The following is a 21,291-nucleotide window of genomic DNA, read 5'->3' as shown; positions in this document are numbered from 1 at the left end:
TGAAGTCCCCTTGAAAACCTGAACCACCCGGAAGTAGAGAATTCCCCAAGACGGAGTCTCTACATGAAGAAATCCAGATTCAGCGAAGCGCAGATAGTCGGCATCCTCAAGGAGGTCGAGATGGGTGCCAAGGTCGGCGAGACGTGCAGGAAGCACGGCGTGAGCGAGCCGACCTACTACAAGTGGAAGAGTCAGTTCTCTGGCATGACGGTCTCGCACCTGGCGCAGCTTCGGCAACTGCAGGACGAGAACGCCAAGCTCAAACGCATGTATGCCGACCTGGCGCTCATGCACCACGCGCTCAAGGACGTTGTCGACCGAAAGCTCTGACCCCGGAGCGTCGCGAGATGGTCGTTCAAGCCCTCATGGCCGAGCACGGCATGAGCGAGCGCCGAGCCTGCCAGGCCAGCGGCATTGCCCGCTCCACACTGCGCTACCGACCCATTGCGCGCGACGACTCCGGGGTCATCACCTTCATCCAGATGCACATGGCGCTCAACCCGCGCCACGGCTTTGGCCTGCTTTACGACAGTGCCCGCCACCAAGGCAAGCCCTGGGGCAAGACGGTGCTTTGGCGCGTGTACTGCGAGCTGCGGCTGAACCTGCCACGGCGCGGCAAGAAGCGTTTGCCGGCGCGCATCAAGCAACCGCTGGAGGCTGCTGGCCAACCCAATCAGGGTTGGAGCTGCGACTTCATGGCCGATGCACTGTGGTCCGGCAGGCGATTCAGGACCTTCAACGTCATCGATGAGTTCAACCGCGAGGGCCTGCGTATCGAGGTCGACACCAGCCTGCCGGCAGCCCGTGTCATACGTGCCTTGAATGAGCTGGTGGAAGTGCGCGGAGCGCCGCTGTCGATTCGCCTGGACAACGGCCCGGAGTTCATCGCTCACGCTCTGTCCGAATGGGCGAAATCCAAGGGCATCGCGCTCAATCACATCCAGCCAGGAAAGCCCACGCAAAACGCCTATGTCGAACGATTCAACAAGACCTACCGAACCGAGGTGCTGGACTGCTATGTCTTCGAGTCATTGCAGGAGGTGCGTGATATGACGGCCGACTGGCTGCACCGCTACAACCACCAGCGCCCCCATGAATCTCTCGGCCGAATCCCACCGGTCGAGTACCGTGTCAAACTGTTCCCCAACCTCTACTTCTGACTGGCTCAGGAATTCGAGGGGACTTCACGCGACCTTGTCGACTTGGCTTAAGATAAAGTTCGTAATATTTTGAAACCTCGCCATGCTTGAGCATGGAGAATTTCATCTTCTGCCTGGTCAACGGGTTCCCTGCAACCACTCTGATCCTTGGAGATTGCCATGTCTGTTCTGTCCAGCTTAGTGACGACCGCAGTTTTGCTGACCGCGAGCGGTTCCTTGATGGCTCAGTCTGACGCTGCTTACAAGTTGCGGCATGGCGACGCCCTGATGGTCTCGGTCTGGAAGGACGAAGCCTTGCGGATGGAGGTGCGCGTTCTGCCCGACGGCAGCATCACCTTTCCGCTGGCCGGACGCGTTTCGGTGGTGGGACTGAGCACCCCGGAAGTCGAGGCCAAGGTGGCCGAAAAGCTCAAGAAGTACATCCCTGAGCCCGTCGTGACCGTGGCGATCACAGCCACGGATGGCAATCAGGTGTTTGTGCTCGGCAAGGTGGTGCGCCCCGGGGCGGTGACCCTGACGTCATCGGAGACCACGGTGCTGCAAATGCTCAGTCAGGTCGGGGGACTGGACCGTTTTGCTGATGGCAACTCGATCCGGGTGTTGCGCAGTTCGCCTCAGGGCAACCGGGTGCTGCCGGTTCGTTACGACGACCTCGTCAAGGGGAACCAGCTCGACACCAACGTGGTTCTGATGCCCGGCGACACCATTCTGGTTCCTTGAACATGAACGCACGACTCACCCCTCCTCTGGCATTCGTCCTCCAGGCCTTCGTCTGGTCTCCTGCTATTGCGCAAAATTCGCTGACCGTGCCCCTGGAGGCCGTTCGGATCAGCAATCCCGACCTCTCGCCCGAAAGCCGCGGTAGTGTCACTCTGTTTCGGATGCACCCGCAGTTCACGCTACGGACCACCCAAGGAGCCTCCAGCACCGAGCTGGCGCTCGGTGCGCTGATCGAACGGTCTGGCAACACCGATCTGAGCGCCAATCGCAGCTTGCCCAGCGTCCGCGTGCTCTGGGAGAACTCAAGCCCTGTGGCGGTCTTTGGACTGCGGGCCTCCCTGGAGGAAGCGTCCACGCGCGAGACAGAATTTGCCGACTTTGGCCGGGTGACACTGGACAGCAAGGAACGCACGGGTTCCGTCGGAGGCACCTGGACCTACAACCTGACGGCCGGAACGGCTCTTGAGATGGATCTCTCGCATGAGCGCGTCACCTACGACACACCGCTGCTTGTGAACCACAGGGAAACGAGTGGATCGGTCGCCTATCGCATCTCGGCAAGCTCCAATGCACGGTATTCGCTGACAGCGGGCGCTTCGCGCCTGACGCCAGACGGAGACCGCGAGCGGGAGTCACGAAGCGAACTCGGCCTCGGGTACGAAAGAGATCTCAGTGAAGGCCTTGTTCTGAACGCAGCGGCAGGAGTCGTCCGCGCCAACACTGCGAGAGGCAAGACGGCGCCTGTCGGTTTACTGCGCCTGACCTACACGGGAGAACGCATCGGCTATGCCGTTGCATGGTCCCGAGAGGTGAGTGCAGACGGTGCGGTCGCTGGGTACACGCGGTCGCAGGTTTTTGACGCCTCTGCAACCTATCCTCTTACCATCGATACCTCCTTCTCGCTGGGTGTAAGCCATGCTCAGTCCCTGGATGGAGACCGTGACACCGGTTCCATGATGTACGCACGGATCCAGTCCGAGCTCACCAGGTTCTGGGCCATTTCCATGAGCCTGGAACAGCGGCGAGCCAAGCCCTCCGGCGGACCCACAGCCAAAGGCCACTCGGTGGCCGTGGGGCTGGTGTATTCGCACCCTGACTTCTAATTTCTCGATTCCTCATGCCGGCCGACTACCAACTGAGCCTGAACGACTATCTGTCCATCATCCGACGCCGTGCCTGGGTGATTGTGCTGACCTTTGTTGTCGTGCTTGGTGCCTCGGTGGTGGTGGCGCTAGTGCTGCCACGGGCCTACCAGGCCAGCGGTACGCTGCTGGTTGAGGGACCACAGATTGCAGGAGATGTGGTGCAGCCGCCTTCAGGCGGCAATGCTGAGCAAAGAGTTCAGGCGCTGCGCCAGCAAATCATGACCCGCGAGAGTCTGCTGCGCATTGCAGCAGAGCACCGTGTTTTTGAACCGCCACCAGGTGTTGTGCTGAAGGACACAGACATCGCAACTGCGATGCGTGCAAGCATTGGTGTCAATGTGCAGGTCGGAAACATGCCGGCCTGGGAACGCCCCACCAACAACCTCGCCTTCACCGTGTCGTTTCAACACGGTGAGCCAGAGAAGGCGCTGGAAGTCACCAATGCGCTGATCCAGCTGTTTCTTGAGAGTAGTGTGAGGGAACGAGTCGAGCAGGCGTCCAGGGCCAACGAGTTTCTGAGTCAGGAAGCCGATCGAGTCAAGGCCCAGCTGGAAAGCCTGGAGCAACGCATCGCTGCCTACAAGCGTTCGCAAGGAGGCGTCTCGGAAGATGGCCAGGTGGTTGCTCTCACGAACATCCAGGCGCTTGAGAGCGATCTGCGGGCCGCTGAGCGCGAGCATCGGATGGCGCTGGACGAGTTGCAAACACTGGAAGTGGAGCTGGCGGGGGCTCGATCAGGTGTGCTGGCCCCCGGAACGGTCACGCCATCGGGCCCGTCAGCCGCAGAACAGGATCTGGAGCGCGCCCGGGCAGAGCTGGCCCGCCTGCGAGGCACATACACAGACGACCACCCGGATGTCAGGGCTCAGCGGCAAAAGATCGATCTTCTGGAACGCGCCGTGCGCTCTGAGGCCACCGCCAGCAGCCCGACCCGCGACGCCATCGCTGCACAGGCCAAGCTGGCCGTGTCCCGCCTTGAAGCACAGAGCCGCACCGCCCGAGCGCGTGCGGACCTGCTGGCCGAGCAGCAAAGGAGCCTTCGCAGTGCCATTGCCCAGCAAAGAGCCCAAGTGTCACGTGCCCCGCAGGTGGAACGGGACCTGGCCGCCCTCCAGCGTGACTATGACGCGACCCGGGCCAAGTACGAAGACCTCCGGTCCAAGCAACTATCCGCGCAGATCGTTCAGAACCTGGAGGGCGGACAGCAAGGCGAACGCTTCACGCTTCTGGAGCCGCCCCTCCTGCCCGAATATCCGATCAAGCCGGACCGGCGAAAGCTTGTTGCACTGGGCTTTTTCCTGGCGCTGGCGGCCGCAGCGGCCATTGTTGTTGTGCTTGAGCTGATCTTCGCGCGTGTACGCGGTGTCAACTCGCTCACTGCCGTGGCGGGGCAGCGCCCCATGGTCGTGGTCCCGTACATCACGACAGCCGATGAAATCCAGTCCACTCAAGTCCTGCGAAAGCGGCTGGTGAAGCTTGCCGCAGTCTTGGCAGTGATTGGAATTGCTGTGGTCCATTTCCTGGTCATTCCCCTTCAAACCCTTTTGATCTCCTTGTTCTCCCATCTGGGTTGAAGGAAAGCTGTCACATGGAACGCATCAAGCTTGCAATTGAGAAGGCGAAGGCCTCAAGGGCTGACCTGGTGTCTCCGGGTGGTCGCTCACCGCACACCCCCGGAGATACGGGAATGCCCGTGGATCAGGAGACGACAGCCAGGGACGGTGACACGCCAGACGATCTGGGCAGCGTGCAGTACGCGCAGACCGCCGTGGTGCCCATGGACCCTGCACATCTGGAACGCCACCGAGTCGTGGCACATCAGAAGGCCCATCCAGCGAGCTGGGCTTTCGACGTGTTGCGAACGCAAGTGCTTCAGAAAATGGATGAGTCCGGTTGGCGGACTCTGGCGGTCACATCCCCCAGCGTCGAGTCCGGCAAGACCGTGGTTGCCATCAACCTGGCCATCAGCATCGCCCAGCAGACCAACCGGACGGCGCTGCTCGTGGACTTCGACTTGCGCCGCCCCAGCGTTGCCCGCTCCCTTGGACTGAACCGCCCGAAGTCACTCAATGACTTTCTGGATGGACATGCCAGCCTTGCAGAAGCCCTTGTCAATCCGGGGATCGAGCGGTTTGTTGTGCTTCCGACCAATCGACCTGTCAATAGCGCGTCGGAGCTGCTGTCGTCTGCGAAAGTGGGCAAGCTGATCAAGGATTTGCGTGAGCGCTACAGCGACCGGATCGTGATCTTCGATCTGCCACCGGTGCTGGCAGCCGATGACGTCATGAGCGTGTTGCCTCGTATTGATTGTGTCCTGATGGTGGTTGGCAGTGGAGTGTCTACCCAGACAGAAGTCGAGGAAGCCATGAATCGGCTCTCGAAAGCCAACATGCTGGGCGTCATCCTGAACAAGGACGAATCGCCTACCCAGAACGCCTACTACTGAACTCCCACCTGACTGAGCCTGCGCCTTGGTCACATCCAGCCGGCGCGCGTTTTTTCGAGCATCGGCCGATGGACACCACCGGGCTGTGCGACAGACTCAACCCCCTGACGTGAGCCCACCACTTCACTGCTATGGCTGAACATGTGCGCGCTCTGATCGTGTTGATGGCGCTCAGCCTGGTGTTCTTCCAGGTGGCCCGAGGCGCGGTTTCTCAATTGATTCCGGAGGCGACCTTCAGGCGCTGGCGCAACCTCTGGGTCGTGGCCACGCTGGCGCTGTATTTTTCGAACAGTGTGTGGGTTTGCATTCTTGTGACCGGCGCCCTGCTCCTCGTCTATCGCCGGCACGAAGAACATGTCATGGGACTCTATTTCGTCCTTCTGTTCGTTTCTCCACCGGTGCCGGCAGAGATACCTGGACTGGGCATCATCGACCACCTCTGGGTGCTGGACCACTACAGGCTTCTCGGCGTGACCTTGTTGCTGCCAGTGGCGCTCGTGCTCTTCCAGCGAGCCAGTACCCCTCGCATCGGCAGTTCGCCGGTGGATTGGTGGGTGCTGGGCTATCTCGTCCTCATGTCGTTGCTGGCATTTCGCCCGGGCAACGTCACCAGTGGGCTTCGGACCGTCCTGTCGTTGTGGGTGGACATCTTTCTTCCCTACTACGTGGCCAGCAGAAGCATTCGCAACGAAGAGGGACTCAGGCATGCGATGACGGGACTAGTCGTTGCGTCCACGATTCTTTCACTGGTTTCAATCTTCGAGATTCTCCGCAGCTGGAAGCTGTATTCAGCGGTTCTCGGAGCACTGGGCGTGAACGAATGGATGTTCGGCGGCTACCTGATGCGATCAGGCCTGCTGCGACCCAATGCCTCTGTAGGCAACTCGATTGTTCTTGGATACGTCCTGGTCGTCGCCTTGGGCTTCTTCCTCTATCTGAAAGAGGTGGCATCGAAACCATTGCACAGGTTGCTGGGCATGGCGGTGCTGGCGGGAGGCATCGTTGCCTCCATATCGCGAGGCCCCTGGATGGGTGCATTGCTTCTTGTGCTTATATACCTGACTTTGGGTCCGAAAGCACTCAAGCGACTGGGTGGTCTTTGTCTGGGTATCCTGGCGGCTTTCCTACTGCTGAGCGTCGTGCCCAGCGGCCAGCTGTTGATCGACATGCTGCCCGTGATTGGCACGGCCGATCAGGGCAATGTTGAATACCGGGCCAACCTCCTCACCGCAGCGCTACCGGTCATTGAACGGCATATTTTGCTAGGCTCATTCGATTTCCTTCGCGCACCGGAACTGCAGGTGATGATGCAGGGCGAAGGAATCATTGATGTCGTCAACTCCTACGTCGGTGTGGCTCTGTACTCAGGCGTGATTGGTTTGGCGCTCTTCCTTGGCATCTTCTTGAGCACACTCAATCAACTTCGCCAGTACACAAGGACTGCACGACAACTGGACGCACGAGTTGCCGTCATGGGTCGTGCATTGTTCTCAACGATCGCGGCCATCATGTTCATCATTTACACGGTGAGCAGCATCATTGCCATCCCGGTGGTGTACTGGCCGCTCATTGGTGTGTGCGTGGCCTACACAGGCGCGGTCAGGGATCAAATCGGAAAACGATCCGATGTTTCATCGCCTCCCTGAGTCCATCGCCAATCATCGCTGTCCCCACCACCCCTGTTGCCGGCCAAAAGCCAGTGCACGCCCTTCGCTCCAGTAATAGACCCGAGCGAACACAATTCCAACAGCCATTGCAGCAAACAGAGCAATCCAGGGCATAGGTCCGTGAAACAACCGGGTCACCACCGATTTGACCTGGTAGTGGCTAAGATACATGAACATGGAAGCACCGGCGATCTCGCCAACGACTCTCTTGACGGGAGCAGGAACCGAGATTTCAGGCCAGAACAGCAGCAGTGCACACCCGGCACATATGTAATATGTTGCCGACGTGAGCCCGTGATGGATCACGACGGCGATCGACACAATGATCATCACGAGCATGCGCGTCAGCACGTCACGTGAACCGGCACTGGCGATCAACATGCCGCACGCAACTGTCCATAGATACCAAGTCGGGGTACGATGATAGATGTAGTTCGTATCCCAGACAAGCTCCGTGAAGTAGCTCAAGGCCATCGCAAAAACAAGCAGCACCGTGCCACTGACCAACGGGCTGCTCCTGAATGCATCCCTGGCAGGCCTAAAAGAAAACAAAAGAGCGATCAGAAGCAACAGCTGCATGTACATTTCCGCGAAATAGAAATATGCAACATGGTATTCACGCGGATCAAACAGATTTGATATCAGCAGCAGTGGCTTCAATTCAGTTTCATGCGCCCAGAGCTGCAAAGCTGCAACCACCATTACTGTCGGAACAGCGATTCGAACCACCGTTCCCAGTATCGTCCCCACTTTTCCGGTCCGGCTGATGTCCGGCCACTGGAAGCGCATCACGCTGTAGCCTGCCAGCAAGAACAGAAAATAAGCAGCGCCCCAGTTGTTGCTGTAGACAAAGGTGTCAAGATGCAAGGCCACGATGCAGATCATGAAGAACGCCCGTGTCAGCGTGGCGGCCTCCAGACGAAGGAAAGCCTTTTTGGGTGCAGACCGGACATTGCTTTGCAGCTGAGCGACTGTCAGCGACTCCCAGCCACTGGGCAGGGGACCAAACCGGTCCTCGAATCCCATTGAAAACTGGATGTAACCCAGCGAATCGCCACCGAGCGCTTCAAAGCTTGCGCCCTCATCGATCTTTCGTCCCGGAAAGAATTGCTGGAAGAAGCCCATGACGTCGTCGGCTCTTGGCTGCTCGGCAGGCTTGTCGCGAACGCCCTTGTCCTCCGCCACGAAGTCTTGGGTGAGCAGACGGCGCAGCGGCTTTCCTGTTGCGGTTTGCGGAATCGATGCCATGACCTTGACGTGCAGGGCATCCCCGACCTCCAGACCGAGCATTTTCAAGGCATCGTTCGCCGCTGTCCGCAGTCGGGCGGGATCCATGTCCGCAGATTCCGCCACGACCAGAACGCCCTCACCACGCATTGCATCGGGCACCTTGGCAACGACCAATCGCCCGCTTTGCGGCAGCAGCTTGCCTATCTTCTCTTCCAGAAGATCGGGATTGACCTTCACACCACCGCTGTTGATCAGATCGTCGGCTCTCCCGTCGAAGAACAGATAGCCATCTTTCAAACGGCCCAAATCACCGGTAACCAGCCAACCATCAGAGTCGGGCAGCGCCTGCAAGTGGTCGCCTTCGATGCGCCACTGGGCCACGTGCGGGCCGCGTATCCGGATGCGTCCCTCAGGAGAGATGCCGACCTCGGTTTTACCAACCGCCTGGCCCACCGATTCGAGCAACTCGTCCGAGGTTTCCGAAATCAGCAAGAACGTGCTGCGTGAAGCCTCCGTCAGTCCATAGTGCTGGACGATCCTTGCGTTGGGGAAGAGATCTCGGATACCCCGTTTTTCCGCTGCGGTCATGTACTGGGAGCCGATCTCCATCCAGCGAAGTTTCTTGCCCGCATCACCAATGACCTGCGGCTTCTGAAGCAAGATCCGAAGAAGGGTCGGCACCGCCGAAAGCGAATTCACTTCGCCGGCCTCCAACATGCGCGCCAGTTCAAGAGGATCGAAACCGCGCGAGGGGATGAAAGACTGACCACCCACGGCACTGATGACGCGAATGCGCGCCATGCCGAAGCTGTGCGTGACGGGAACCCCCACGTATTCGCGAACCTCCTCCGTCAGCTGCATCTGGTCGATGATCCTGTCGGCAGCGTCAGCCAGATTGGCATAACTGAGAACAATGCCCTTGGGTTTGCCCTCTGTGCCTGACGTGAAGGTCACCTGCGCGGGAAGATCGTCCCGGATCAGCGCATGCCGCTGGCGGAACCAGCCTCCCCCCGTTTCGGGAACGATGCAATCGTCGATGACGATGCCCACCGGCTCTTTGGCCGAGGCCTCGTCTTGAAAGCTGACCAGTGGCTGGCGCCTCTCGTTCAGAGCAAACACATGCTCTATAAAGGAGAGCGAATTTCGTCGAATCAGACCGGTTGCACGCAACTTGGATATCTGCATTCTCAGCACCTGTGGTTCATTGACACGCAACTCGGGGGAATCTCGCCGGCAGCATAGCACCGGCACTACGAAACGCTTACAGGCTCCGCAACGAAGCCATGAGGCGTTGCGCGCCTGCGTCAGTTGCCATATTCTGCCTGCCACATAGGCGTGCACGGCCCCCGAACGACGCGCCCAAGAGGGCCTTTGCAGGTGCTCAGGGTGACCTCGCGATCAATGCTAGGATCGAACGGAAGTTTTAATACTTCTGAACTCCGGCAAATGCGGATGGCGTTGCGTCTGTCGCTCTCCCGGTCATCGGGAAGTCAATTCACATGCAAGAACACAAGCTGGGCGTGGTTGCGATCGGGCGCAACGAGGGGGAGCGACTGCGCAGGTGCCTGCTGTCTCTGCTGCCAGCGGTGCCCGCCACCGTTTATGTCGACTCGGGATCCACTGATGGCTCCAGCCAGATGGCCGCCGAAATGGGGGCGGTGGTCGTTGATCTCGACATGTCGCAACCATTCACCGCTGCGCGTGCAAGAAATACCGGCTTCCAGCAGTTGCTTCAACAGTTCCCCGACGTCACCCTCGTCCAGTTTGTGGATGGAGACTGTGAAGTAGTGCCCGGCTGGCTGGAGGCGGCGCGCAGTTTCCTGTGGGAGCACCCAACATATGCCGTGGTGTGTGGCAGACGCCGCGAGCGCCACCCTGAACGCTCCATGTACAACGCGATGTGCGACCGGGAGTGGGACACCCCCATCGGCGACACCCGGGCTTGTGGTGGTGATGCCATGATGCGGGTCGACGCGCTCAAGGCCGCCTCAGGCTACCGTGACAGCATGATCGCAGGGGAAGAGCCGGAGCTGTGCTTTCGTCTTCGCCAGGCGGGTTGGCGCATCCACCGACTCGACAAGGACATGACGCTGCACGATGCGAACATCACGCGTTTGCGGCAATGGTGGGTGCGCACGGTGCGGTCAGGCCATGCTTTTGCCGAAGGGGCTTGGCTGCATGGATCGTCACCGGAACGCTTCTGGGTTCGGGAGGCCCGCCGCGCCTGGTTCTGGGGGGTGGGGCTGCCTGCCTCAATCGGTCTTTCCATGCTCCTCTATGGGGCACCTGCGGGGCTCCTTGCGGCCATCTACCCATTGCAGTGGGTACGCCTGCTGGCTCGAAGCGGCTCCGCCAGGGAAAGCACCTTCATGATTCTGGGCAAGTTCGCCGAGGCCCAGGGCGCCGTGAAGTTCCACCTCTCACGCTTAAGAGGCGGAACCCGCCACATCATCGAATACAAGTAGATGGACAATACACAAGGGGGGGTTTCTGCATCGGGGGATAGGATGGTGCAGACCCTGTGCAAACGGGATGTTGGCCGACAGGCTGAAGCAGCCCTTCACTGGCTCCATCCAACTGGAACACGACCATGAGTGAACACTGTGTCCTGTGCGGTTTGCCCGTTTCGCGTGCGCACATGAAGCAAACGCTGGAAGAGATACTTGCGCGCATAAGCGAGAAAAGGGGAACCTGGGTCCTTACACTCAACACCGAAATGATTGCGCGCTTCGCGCGCAATCCAAGCTCCCACGATCTCCTGTCCCAAGCGGACATCATCACCGCCGACGGAATGCCCCTGGTCTGGGCATCCCGATTCAAAGGACCGGACCAAGCCATCCCCGAACGCACGACCGGTGTGGACCTGGTGGACGCCTACCTCAGGCTCACCTCCATTCCAGCCTACGCAGTCATTGGTGGCGTCGACCCGGCCGCTACCTTGGCTCGGTATGGAGAGCCAGCCGTTCAAGCCTGCCGATATCTGTTTGATGGACGGGTGGACCTGAGCGCCAACCAAGTCCAGGAGTTTGCGGATGCGCTGCTTGAGAAGCAAGTGAGAATGCTTTTCTTGGCCTTGGGTGGCGAAAAACAGGACCAGTTGGCGTTCATGCTTAGAAAAGCCGTGCCTGAGCTGGTCGTCGCAGGCATTGGCGGCAGCTTTGAAATTCTGGGTCCGCAAGGTGGTCGAGCCCCGAGGTGGATGCAGAACGCAGGACTGGAATGGCTGTTCCGGCTGACGAGAGAACCCGGTCGCTTGTGGAGGCGCTATCTTGTGCATTACCCGGCCGGCTTGGGGTTGCTGCTCTGGGATTGCTTCAAGCCCCGAGCTCAGGCCTCTCGCCACTGACCCGGCTCGCGAATCCCAAGGGGGATTCTCCTTCCTTTGGATCAACATTTCTGAGGCCAATGCAATCACAGCGCAACAACATGGTGAACAAGATCATCAGAGTAGACATTGGTGTGTTCGCGCACAACGAAGCCGATGGAATCGTGCGAACACTCCAGGGACTAATGCGACAAGAGGTGGCCGGTCTCGACGTCCGTGTATTGGTGCTCGCCAATGGATGCAAGGATGACACGGCAGAGTTGGCGCGCACATTCGCCTGGTCAGAGACCAACTCGCCGCTTGGCACAAGAGTCGAAGTCGCCGAATTGGCGCAAGGGGGGAAGTCCAGAACGTGGAATCGATACGTTCATGAACTGAGCCGGCCAGACGCAGACGTTTTGATCTTCATGGATGCCGATATTGACATACCCGAATCGGACAGCCTGTTGAAATTGGTGAAAGGACTGACCTCCAATCCCGCGCTGCATGCATTCAACTCGCATCCGATCAAGGACATCGTTTACCGGCCCGAGAATCTGGGCTTGCTCGACAAGGCCATTGCCATGGGGAGTGAGACACTGAACGACTGGAAAACCGCCATTTGCGGGTCCTTGTATGCCATGCCGTCTGCCAGGGCACGGCTGCTGCACATGCCCATTGGATTGGCCGTCGAAGATGGTTTTCTGCGAGCGATGATCCTGACCGATGCAATGACTGCCGATGAAGATTTTTCAAGAATCGACGGGGGAGACGTCTTTCATGTTTTCGCCTCTGAACGCTCCATTCTTGCATTGATCAAGCACCAGACGCGCATCGTCATCGGATCAGCCATCAACACCGCGGCATTCACAGCCCTGCATGCTGTTCCCCTGCCCCAGCGGCGTGCCGCTCTTGCCACGGCGGCCAGCCAGGACAACTGGCTCTCCGAAGTGATTCGATCCCAACTCCCGAAGTGGCCGTACGGATGGATTCCCCTGCACTATCTGACCAAGCGCATCGGATTCATCGCCCAGCAACCCAAGAAGCTGTTGCATCCGCGGCAGTTGTTCGTCCTTGTCCTGGGCTTCGGATTTGATCTGGTGGTGTACATCAACGCCCAGATCAAGATGGCAAAGGGTGTAGGGGCAGGACACTGGTAGACAGCACAATTTTCAAGGCTTCAGCGTGTACGAAAACTTTTATGGGCTTCGAGAGAAGCCGTTCTCCATCCAGCCGGACCCTGACTTCCTCTACATGGGCAAGCGCCATTCGCTGGCCTACACGATGCTGCAGTACGCGATCTACAACCGCGCGGGTTTTACAGTCATCTGTGGTGACATCGGTTGCGGCAAGACGACCTTGATCCGCCGCCTTCTGCGGGAGCTCGGGGACGAGGTGTCGGTGGGACTGGTCACCAACACCCATCCCGACCTGGCCGACCTGACAGAGTGGATCATGCTGGCCTTTGGCCTCCCCTACGATGGCCTGTCACCGGTCGCGCGGTACGATGCCTTCCAGCGGTATCTCATCAGTGAGTACGGGAAGAATCGCAGGGTGGTTCTGATCGTGGACGAGGCACAAAACCTGAGCTCCGCCGCGATGGAGTCTTTGCGCATGCTTTCCAACATCAATGCAGACAAGGACCAGTTGCTGCAAGTGGTGTTGGTCGGGCAGCCCCAGTTGCGCGAGTTGCTCAGGCGCCCCGAACTGCAACAGTTCGCCCAGAGAGTGGCGGCCGATTTTTTCATTTCGCCATTGAACACGGTCGAGGTCGGGGACTACATCGAGCACCGGCTGAAAGTGGCCGGCCGTGACAGGCAATTGTTCACGCCGTACGCGGCGGCAAAGATTGCCAAAGCGACTCACGGCATCCCCCGAAGCATCAACATCCTTTGCGACATGGCCCTGGTGTACGGATTTGCTTCGGAAGCAAGGCTGATCGATGTCCATGTGATCGACGAAGTGCTGCGGGACCGCAGCGACTACGGCGTGCTGGGAGACACCAATTTCAACGTCGGACAGACTGGCAACAGCCAATGGGGGGATAGCAATTTCCCCTCCGCATCAGATCCCCCAAAAGTGTGAGTTGCCTCACGTGAGGTAACAATTTGTTGAGTCATAATGGTTTACCCGATGGGAGTAGGACCGGGTGCCATACCTGAGAGATCTGTGTGACCACGCCTTCAGAAGATTCGAACGACATCGCCATTGTCGGCATGGCTGCCCACCTACCAGGCGCCGCCAACCTGACGGCCTACTGGTCCAACCTGCGGGAGGGGGTGGAGTCCATCCGGCGACTGAGCGAAAGCGAGTTGCTGGCTGCGGGTGAAAGTCCCGAACGCATGCGGCATCGCAACTATGTTCCAGCCGCAGCGCCGCTCGACGGGTTCGAACAGTTCGATGCGGACTTCTTCGGCTTCAGCCCCAAGGAAGCCGCGATCATGGACCCCCAGCACCGCCAGTTTCTGGAGGTGGCCTGGGAGGCGCTGGAGAACGCCGGGCACACGCCCGAGACCTTCTCCGGTCCCATCGCCGTGTACGCAGGGTGCGGCATGGGGAGCTACTTCTACTTCAACATCTGCTCCAACCCCGACCTGGTGGCGAGCACGGGCATGTTCCTGCTGCGCCACACCGGCAATGACAAGGATTTCCTGTCCACCCGGGTGAGCCACATCTTTGACCTCAAGGGCCCGAGCGTCAACATCCAGACCGCCTGCTCGACCTCGCTGGTGGCGGTGCACCAGGCCTGCCAATCCCTGTTGCTGGGCGAATGCGACATGGCACTGGCCGGTGGTGTCACCATCGAACTGCCTCATGCGCGGGGCTATATCTTTCAGGAAGGCGAGATTCTTTCGCCAGACGGCCACTGCCACGCTTTCGATCACCGGGCCCAGGGCACCGTGTTCGGATCGGGTGCCGGCGTGGTGGCGTTGCGCCGTCTGGCCGATGCCCTCAAGGATGGCGACCACATCTGGGCCGTCGTCAAGGGCACGGCCATCAACAACGATGGCGCGGCCAAAGCCGGTTACCTGGCACCGAGTGTGGACGGCCAGGCCAAAGCGATCGCCGAAGCGCAGGCCGTGGCCGGCGTCAGCGCCGACACCATCGACTACGTCGAGTGCCACGGCACCGGCACCTACCTGGGCGACCCCATCGAAGTGGCCGCCTTGACCCAGGCGTTCCGTGAGACGACGCAGGACAGCGGCTTCTGCCGCATCGGTTCGGTCAAGACCAACATCGGCCACACCGATACGGCGGCCGGGGTTGCGAGCCTGATCAAAGTGGCGCTGGCGCTCAAACACCAGGAAATCCCTCCGAGCCTGGGCTATGAGAAGCCCAACCCCTCCATTGACTTCGAGTCCAGCCCGTTCCAGGTCAACCATGCCCTGAGTCCTTGGCACTCGCACAAGGGTCCGCGCCGCGCCGGAGTGAATTCGCTGGGCGTGGGCGGCACCAATGCGCACGCGGTGGTGGAGGAAGCGCCCGCGCGCGAGCCCTCTCCCCCATCGGACTGGCCCTTCCAGCTGCTGGTCGTGTCGGGCCGGACGCGGGCCGCGCTCGATGCCAACGCCAAGGCCCTGGCGGCCCACCTCCGGGCCCACCCGGAGCAGGCCCTCGCCGACGTGGCGTTCACGCTGAAGGAAGGTCGGCGCGCGTTCGAGCACCGGCGCGTGCTCGTGGCCGAGAGCCACGAAGAAGCCGCCGCCCTGCTGGAAGGCAGCGACACCCGGCGGGTGTTCACCCACACCCATCTGGAAGACGATCCGGAGGTGGTGTTCATGTTCCCGGGCGGCGGCGCGCAGTACGCCGGCATGGCCCGGGAGCTGTATGCAACCGAACCTGTGTTCCAGGACTGGATGGACCGCGGACTGGAGATCCTGCAGCGGCAGCTGGACTACGACGTGCGCGCCCTCTGGCTGCCCGACGCCGAGAACCACGCGGCAGCGGTCGAGAAGCTCAAGCAGCCCTCGGTGCAGCTGCCGCTGATCATGATCGTCGAGTACGCGCTGGCGCAGCTCTGGATGTCCTGGGGTGTCAAACCAGCGGCACTGGTCGGGCACAGCATGGGCGAGAACACGGCGGCGTGTCTGGCGGGTGTGATGTCGTTCGAGGACTGCATCGGCCTGGTGCTTCTGCGCGGCCGGCTCTTCGACACGGTGCCGCCGGGCGGGATGCTCAGCGTCCCGCTGGCTGCGGACGAGGTGCGTGGCCTGCTGGGGCCGGAGCTGGACATGGCCAGCGTGAACGCGCCGGAGCTGTGCGTGGTCTCGGGCCCGCAGGCGGCGCTGGACGCGCTGGAAGCGCGGCTGCGCGCGCGCGAGGTGGAGCCGCAGCGCATACAGATCGACATCGCAGCGCACTCGCGCATGCTGGAGCCGATCCTGGGCCGCTTCGAGGCCTACCTGCGCAGCATCCGTCTCAACCCGCCCAAGATTCCCATCATCTCCAACCGCGACGGGCAGCCGCTGAGCGCGGCCGACGCCATCGATCCGCTGTACTGGGTGCGGCACCTGCGCAACACGGTGCAGTTCGCCGACTGCCTCACCACGCTGAAGAAAACCAGTCAACGGGTCTATCTGGAGGTCGGCCCCGGCAAGGCGCTGGGCTCGCTTGCGCAGGCCAACGGAGTCCCCTCCTCCCAGGTGATCAATTCGCTGCGCCATGCAGACCACGTGGTGCCCGACGACATGTGGTTCTTGGGCACCCTGGGCCGCCTGTGGGCCAACGGGGTCCGGGTGGACTGGGAACCCATCTGGGGCGAGGCCCGCAGGCTTCGTGTCCCCTTGCCCACCTACGTCTTCCAGCGCAAGCCCTACTTCATCGAGCCCGGCAAGGCCCGGGCCGCCGCGGAAGAAGCGCCGCAACTGCTGCGAAACGACGACGTCGGCGCATGGGGCTACCAGCCCCGCTGGCGCCCGCGGCAGGCCAATGTCGACATCGACGTGACCCTGGACCTGGGCCAAACGTCTCCTCAAAACTGGCTGGTGTTTGCCGATGAAGCAGGCCTTGCCGACCGGCTCGTGGCCCGCTTGCGGGACGCCTCCCACCGCGTCACCGTGGTGCGGGCCGGTGACCTCTTCGCACGCCTGAACGACAACGAGTACCTGTTGGCGCCGGAACGTGGCCGCGAGGGCTACGACGAACTCCTGCGCGACCTGGTGGCCTCGGGCAACACGCCCCAGCACATCGTGCACGCCTGGCTGGTCACCCAGGAAGAGCGCTTCCGTCCCGGCAGCAGCTTTTTCCATCGAAACATCGAACAGGGCTTCTTCAGCCTGCTGTTCCTGGTCCAGGCGATGGCAGAAGAAAACCTGCCGCGCCCCCAGCACCTGACCGTGCTGAGCTCCGACGCCGTGCGCGTGCGCAACGAAACACTGCGCTACCCGGAAAAGTCGACCCTCATGGGACCTGCCAAGGTCGCCCCGCGGGAATTGCCGGGTCTGACCTGCTCGGTGCTGGACCTGGTGTTGCCCACTGTCGACAAGGGCTGGCGCGCCAAACCCAATGCACAGGACTGGTCGGCCCTGACCGATCGCGTGCTGGAGGAGCTCTTTGCTGCCCCTGACAACTGCGTGGCGGCGATCCGGGCCGACAAGCGCTTCGAGCTGACGCACGTCCCCCTGCACCTTCCACCATCCGAAGAGCTGGCCGGACTCCCCAAGGGCTGTGTCTGCCTGCTCACCGGTGGCCTGGGTGGCATTGCACTGACGCTGGCCGAGCGACTGGCGCGCGAGAAGCAGGCGCGCCTGGTGCTGCTCGCGCGCCAGCCCCTGCCGCCGGCCGACACCTGGGACGCCTGCCTGCGCAACAACGACCCACTGGACCCGGTGGTCCAGCGAATCACGGCCGTGCGCCGTCTGCAAGGCCTGGGCGCAGAAGTGCTGGTGGTGGCGGCCGACGTGTGCAACGTCAAGGACATGCGCGATGCCGCCGAACAGGCGCGGCAGCGCTTCGGCCGCATCGAGGTCGTGATCCACGCTGCGGGCGTGGTGGACGACGGCCCGCTGATGACCAAGACCTCGGGCGGTGTGGAAGAGGTGTTCGCACCCAAGGTGCACGGGGTGCAGATCCTGCACGACCTGTTCCCGGACGGCAGCATCGACTGGCTGGTGCTGTTCTCGTCGACCAGCACGGTGACGGCTCCGGCCGGCCAGGTCGACTACGTGGCGGCCAACGAGTACCTCAATGCCTACGCCGCCAGCCGCGCCGGGCAGCGCACCAAGGTGCTGGCCATCGACTGGGGCATCTGGAACGAGGTCGGCATGGCCGCGAAGGCCATGGCCAGCCGCCTGGGCGACGCCGCACCGCCTCCGCGCCATCCCGCCGGCAGTCCCTTGCTGGACGAAGCGACCTTCGACGCTGCAGGGCACCGACTGTTCACTGCGAGCTGGCAGACCAGCAACCGCTGGATCCTGGATGGCCACCGCACCAAGGCAGGCCAGGCCCTGCTGCCCGGAACGGGTTATCTGGAGCTGGCGGCCCAAGCGCTCCGGGGCAACGGCGAGACCGGCCCGTTCACCATCAGAGACCTGTATTTCTTCCGCCCGCTGGAAGTCAACGACGACCAGACACGCGAGGTGCGCGTCAAGCTGGCGCGCAGCGACGAGGGCTATGCCCTGGAAGTGCGCAGCGATGTGCAGTACGAAGGGCGCAAGGGCTTCCAGCTCAATGCGCAGGCCACGCTGGTGCCGGGCGCGCTGCCGGCCGCGGCGCGGGTGGACACCGCTGCGCTGCAGGCCCGGTGCGCCCGCCAGCGGGACGAAGCCGCGGATGGCCTGAGGTCGCCCCAAGAAGAACACCTGAACTTCGGGCCGCGCTGGCGCGTGCTGCGCTCCGTGGCCTATGGTGACAACGAGGGCATCGCACTGCTGCAGTTGCCGCCCGCGTTTGAAGGCGATCTGAGCGCCGGCTACCTGCTGCACCCAGCCCTGCTCGACCTGGCCACCGGCTGGGCCATGCACCTGATCGACGGATACCGGGCCGATCACCTGTGGGTGCCGGTGTCGTACCAGTCGGTCCAGGTGCACCGCCCCCTGCCCGGCACGGTCTGGAGCTGGGTGCGCAACGCCCAGGCCAACCACGCCGACACGCCCTTCGCCGTGTTCGACGTGACGCTGTGCGACGCCCAGGGCGAGGTCTGTGTCGAGGTGCGCGGCTTCTCCATCAAGCGGCTGCAGGAAGGCGGCTTCTCGGCCTCGAACAGCCGACTTGATGCGCGCGAGGTGTTGTTCGAGAAGAGCGCCGGTGACAGCGCGCATAGCCGGCTGTCACCGGCGGAAGAGCAACTCCAGCACGCGATGTCGCAAGGCATCCTGCCGCACGAAGGCGCCGACGCCTTTGGCCGTGCGCTGGCCACGGGGCTGCCGCAGGTCATCGTTTCTTCCATGAGCCTGGACGCGCTGGTGCGCAAGGCCAGCGAGGTGGCACAAGCCGATGTGGCATCTGGCCAGAAATTCCAGCGTCCCGACCTCGACAGCGACTACGTGGCACCGGGCAACGATGTGGAACGCACGTTGGTCGGCTTCTGGGAAGAGCTCCTGGGAGTCGATCAGGTGGGTATCCAGGACAGCTTCTTCGACCTGGGCGGGCATTCGCTGATCGCGGTGCGCCTGTTCGCCATGATCAAGAAGGCCTACCGGGTCGAGTTCCCGATTTCCGTGCTGTTCGAGGCACCCACCATCGCCCTGTGCGCCGCGCTGATCCGCGAGCGCATCGGCGACGCCGGTGGTGCTGCGGATGCCCCCGCCGGCGAAGCCAGCGCGGCCACGCCCGCCCGGCGCCGCTTTGTCCACCTGGTGCCGATGCACGACGGCGAAGGCGGCGAACAGACACCGTTCTTCCTGGTGGCGGGCATGTTCGGCAACGTGCTGAACCTGCGGCATCTGGCGCGCCTGCTCGGCACCGAACGGCCGTTCTACGGCCTGCAGGCGCGGGGTCTCTATGGCGACCAGGCACCGCACGAAACCTTTGAAGCGGCGGCGGCCGACTACATCGCCGAGATGCGCCAGGTGCAGCCGCAGGGTCCCTACCTTCTGGGCGGCTTCTCGGGCGGCGGCATAACCGCCTACGAGATCGCCCGCCAGCTGGAAGCGGCAGGTGAGCAGGTCCGACTGCTCGTGCTGCTGGACACGCCGCTGCCGGTACGGCCCCAGATCAACCGGCTGGACAAGGCCATCATCAAGCTGGCGGAGCTACGCAAGAAGGGTTTGGGCTACCTGTGGACCTGGGCACGCGGGCGCCTGGACTGGGAACTCAACCGCCTGCGCAACAGGAATGCCGCGCCGATCCAGCCCCGCACGAACCAGCTGAACAACGAAGCCATCCAGGCGGCGTTCCTGGGTGCCCTGCCGCGCTACCGCCTGCAGGTCTGGAACGGCAACGCCGTGCTCTTCCGCCCGCCCCTCGACCTGCGCTGGAAGGGGACGGGTGGGCGCTGGGTCTCGGCCGAACGCGAATATGTGTACGCCGACAACGACTGGACGCGCTACCTGCCGTCGCTGCGCGTGCTGGAGGTGCCCGGCGACCACGACTCCATGGTGCTGGAACCCAATGTGCGCGTGCTGGCGGGTCTGATGCGTGACTGCATCGAGGCCGCCCGACAACCGGAGGCCCGCCCATGAGCCAGCCCTCTAAGGCCCGCGTGCTGACAATCGTGCTCAACTACCGCACGCCCGAGCTGACGCTGCGGTCGGTGGAGGCTGCGTTGCGCGAGATGGAAGGGCTGGAAGGTGGCATCACCGTGGTGGACAACGATTCGGGTGACGGGTCGTTCGAGAAGCTGACGCAAGCGGTCCGGGAGCGCGGCTGGAACCGCGTGCGGGTGCTGCAGTCGGGTCGCAATGGCGGCTACGGCGCAGGCAACAACTTTGGCGTCCGCCAAGGCCTGCCCGACGGCTCATCGCCCGACTACATCTACATCCTGAACTCCGACGCTTTTCCCGAACCCGGCGCGATCCGCGTGCTCGCCGAGTATCTGGACGCCCATCCCCGGGTGGGCTTTGCCGGCAGCCGCCTGCACGGCGAAGACGGCGCCTACCACCAGACGGCGTTCCGCTTTCCGACCGTGTTCAGCGAGTTCGAGACGGCCGCGGCCACAGGCCCCATCTCGCGCCTGCTGCGACGCTACATCGTCGCACTGCCGGAGTCCGACGAGGTGCAGGAGGTGGACTGGCTGGCCGGGGCCAGCCTCATGGTCCGCCACCGCGTCTTGGAGGAAACCGGCGGGTTCGACGAGCGCTTCTTCCTGTACTTCGAAGAAACCGACCTGAGCCTGCGGGCACACCGGGCCGGGTGGCAGTCTATCTACCTCCCGGAGAGCCGCGTGATGCACATCGGCTCGGTCTCCACCGGCATGAAGTCCTGGAAGCGCATTCCCCCGTTCTGGTTCGATTCGCGGCTGTGGTACTTCACCAAGAACCACGGCGTCCTCTACGCGGCCCTGGCCACGCTGGCCCATGTGGCGGGCGCCCTGATTTTCAGATCCCGCCGACTTGTTCAGAAGAAGCGCTCCGACCAGCCCGAGCGCTTCCTCGGCGACCTGGTGTCGCACGCACTGCGCTGCGCGTGGCACCGCCGGCTGGTCGGCCGCCCCGAAGCAGCCTCCATCTGAATTTTCCGA

Annotated in this window: 13 protein-coding genes; 12 read left to right on the top strand and 1 reads right to left on the bottom strand. The window is 62.1% G+C overall.

Annotation, left to right across the window (positions count from 1 at the left end; all coding sequences use genetic code 11):
• Nucleotides 1–63: 63 nt before the first annotated feature.
• The 6 genes from BC358_RS05930 (at nucleotide 64) to BC358_RS05905 (ending at nucleotide 7,117) form a co-directional block, all read left to right on the top strand.
• A protein-coding gene (locus BC358_RS05930) for an IS3 family transposase (RefSeq protein ID WP_256861428.1) occupies nucleotides 64–1,160 on the top strand; the annotation gives its coding sequence in 2 pieces (ribosomal slippage) (nucleotides 64–316 and nucleotides 316–1,160; 1,098 coding nt in all).
• 159 nt (nucleotides 1,161–1,319) lie between these two features.
• Nucleotides 1,320–1,880: a polysaccharide biosynthesis/export family protein gene (locus BC358_RS05925; RefSeq protein ID WP_079365111.1), complete on the top strand. Its 561-nt coding sequence runs from the start codon at nucleotides 1,320–1,322 to the stop codon at nucleotides 1,878–1,880.
• A 2-nt stretch (nucleotides 1,881–1,882) separates the two neighbouring features.
• Nucleotides 1,883–2,983 carry a hypothetical protein gene (locus BC358_RS05920; RefSeq protein ID WP_066159626.1) on the top strand — a complete coding sequence of 367 codons (1,101 nt, stop codon included), beginning with the start codon at nucleotides 1,883–1,885 and terminating at the stop codon, nucleotides 2,981–2,983.
• Between the two features lie 14 nt (nucleotides 2,984–2,997).
• On the top strand, nucleotides 2,998–4,599 hold the full coding sequence (locus BC358_RS05915; RefSeq protein WP_079365110.1) for a Wzz/FepE/Etk N-terminal domain-containing protein: 1,602 nt from the start codon (nucleotides 2,998–3,000) through the stop codon (nucleotides 4,597–4,599).
• 14 nt (nucleotides 4,600–4,613) lie between these two features.
• Nucleotides 4,614–5,471, top strand: a complete 858-nt coding sequence (locus BC358_RS05910) for a CpsD/CapB family tyrosine-protein kinase (protein ID WP_079365109.1) — start codon at nucleotides 4,614–4,616, stop codon at nucleotides 5,469–5,471.
• A 131-nt stretch (nucleotides 5,472–5,602) separates the two neighbouring features.
• Nucleotides 5,603–7,117 (top strand): O-antigen ligase, encoded by a 1,515-nt coding sequence (locus BC358_RS05905; protein ID WP_079365108.1) that lies wholly within the window; start codon nucleotides 5,603–5,605, stop codon nucleotides 7,115–7,117.
• Between the two features lie 12 nt (nucleotides 7,118–7,129).
• Here BC358_RS05905 and BC358_RS05900 read toward each other — a convergent pair whose 3' ends face one another.
• Nucleotides 7,130–9,553: an AMP-binding protein gene (locus BC358_RS05900; RefSeq protein ID WP_079365117.1), complete on the bottom strand. Its 2,424-nt coding sequence runs from the start codon at nucleotides 9,551–9,553 to the stop codon at nucleotides 7,130–7,132.
• Nucleotides 9,554–9,867: 314 nt separating this feature from the next.
• Here BC358_RS05900 and BC358_RS05895 point away from each other — a divergent pair, with 314 nt between their 5' ends.
• From BC358_RS05895 to BC358_RS05870, 6 genes are all read left to right on the top strand, one after another.
• Nucleotides 9,868–10,833 carry a glycosyltransferase family 2 protein gene (locus tag BC358_RS05895; protein ID WP_079365107.1) on the top strand — a complete coding sequence of 322 codons (966 nt, stop codon included), beginning with the start codon at nucleotides 9,868–9,870 and terminating at the stop codon, nucleotides 10,831–10,833.
• Nucleotides 10,834–11,006: 173 nt separating this feature from the next.
• Nucleotides 11,007–11,714, top strand: a complete 708-nt coding sequence (locus tag BC358_RS05890) for a WecB/TagA/CpsF family glycosyltransferase (RefSeq protein ID WP_179130018.1) — start codon at nucleotides 11,007–11,009, stop codon at nucleotides 11,712–11,714.
• An 83-nt stretch (nucleotides 11,715–11,797) separates the two neighbouring features.
• Entirely contained in the window at nucleotides 11,798–12,832 is a 1,035-nt protein-coding gene (locus tag BC358_RS05885; protein WP_218669470.1) for a glycosyltransferase, read from the top strand.
• A gap of 25 nt (nucleotides 12,833–12,857) precedes the next feature.
• Entirely contained in the window at nucleotides 12,858–13,757 is a 900-nt protein-coding gene (locus BC358_RS05880) for an ExeA family protein (protein ID WP_079365104.1), read from the top strand.
• A gap of 86 nt (nucleotides 13,758–13,843) precedes the next feature.
• Entirely contained in the window at nucleotides 13,844–20,293 is a 6,450-nt protein-coding gene (locus tag BC358_RS05875; protein WP_218669469.1) for a type I polyketide synthase, read from the top strand.
• Nucleotides 20,290–21,282, top strand: a complete 993-nt coding sequence (locus BC358_RS05870) for a glycosyltransferase family 2 protein (protein WP_079365103.1) — start codon at nucleotides 20,290–20,292, stop codon at nucleotides 21,280–21,282. The genes BC358_RS05875 and BC358_RS05870 overlap by 4 nt, the downstream gene beginning before the upstream one ends.
• Nucleotides 21,283–21,291 lie beyond the last annotated feature (9 nt).

It is taken from the genome of Hydrogenophaga sp. H7, from assembly GCF_002025745.1.
Lineage (GTDB): Bacteria > Pseudomonadota > Gammaproteobacteria > Burkholderiales > Burkholderiaceae_C > Hydrogenophaga > Hydrogenophaga pseudoflava.
The sequence above is the reverse complement of the archived record's forward strand: the minus strand, read 5'-3'. Positions and strand labels throughout refer to the sequence as shown.

Excerpts from the sequence above, each read along its gene's own strand:
- BC358_RS05925 (WP_079365111.1), top strand. The coding sequence starts at position 1,320 with ATGTCTGTTCTGTCCAGCTTAGTGACGACCGCAGTTTTGCTGACCGCG.
- BC358_RS05920 (WP_066159626.1), top strand. The coding sequence starts at position 1,883 with ATGAACGCACGACTCACCCCTCCTCTGGCATTCGTCCTCCAGGCCTTC.
- BC358_RS05915 (WP_079365110.1), top strand. The coding sequence starts at position 2,998 with ATGCCGGCCGACTACCAACTGAGCCTGAACGACTATCTGTCCATCATC.
- BC358_RS05910 (WP_079365109.1), top strand. The coding sequence starts at position 4,614 with ATGGAACGCATCAAGCTTGCAATTGAGAAGGCGAAGGCCTCAAGGGCT.
- BC358_RS05905 (WP_079365108.1), top strand. The coding sequence starts at position 5,603 with ATGGCTGAACATGTGCGCGCTCTGATCGTGTTGATGGCGCTCAGCCTG.
- BC358_RS05900 (WP_079365117.1), bottom strand. The coding sequence starts at position 9,553 with ATGCAGATATCCAAGTTGCGTGCAACCGGTCTGATTCGACGAAATTCG.
- BC358_RS05895 (WP_079365107.1), top strand. The coding sequence starts at position 9,868 with ATGCAAGAACACAAGCTGGGCGTGGTTGCGATCGGGCGCAACGAGGGG.
- BC358_RS05890 (WP_179130018.1), top strand. The coding sequence starts at position 11,007 with ATGAAGCAAACGCTGGAAGAGATACTTGCGCGCATAAGCGAGAAAAGG.
- BC358_RS05870 (WP_079365103.1), top strand. The coding sequence starts at position 20,290 with ATGAGCCAGCCCTCTAAGGCCCGCGTGCTGACAATCGTGCTCAACTAC.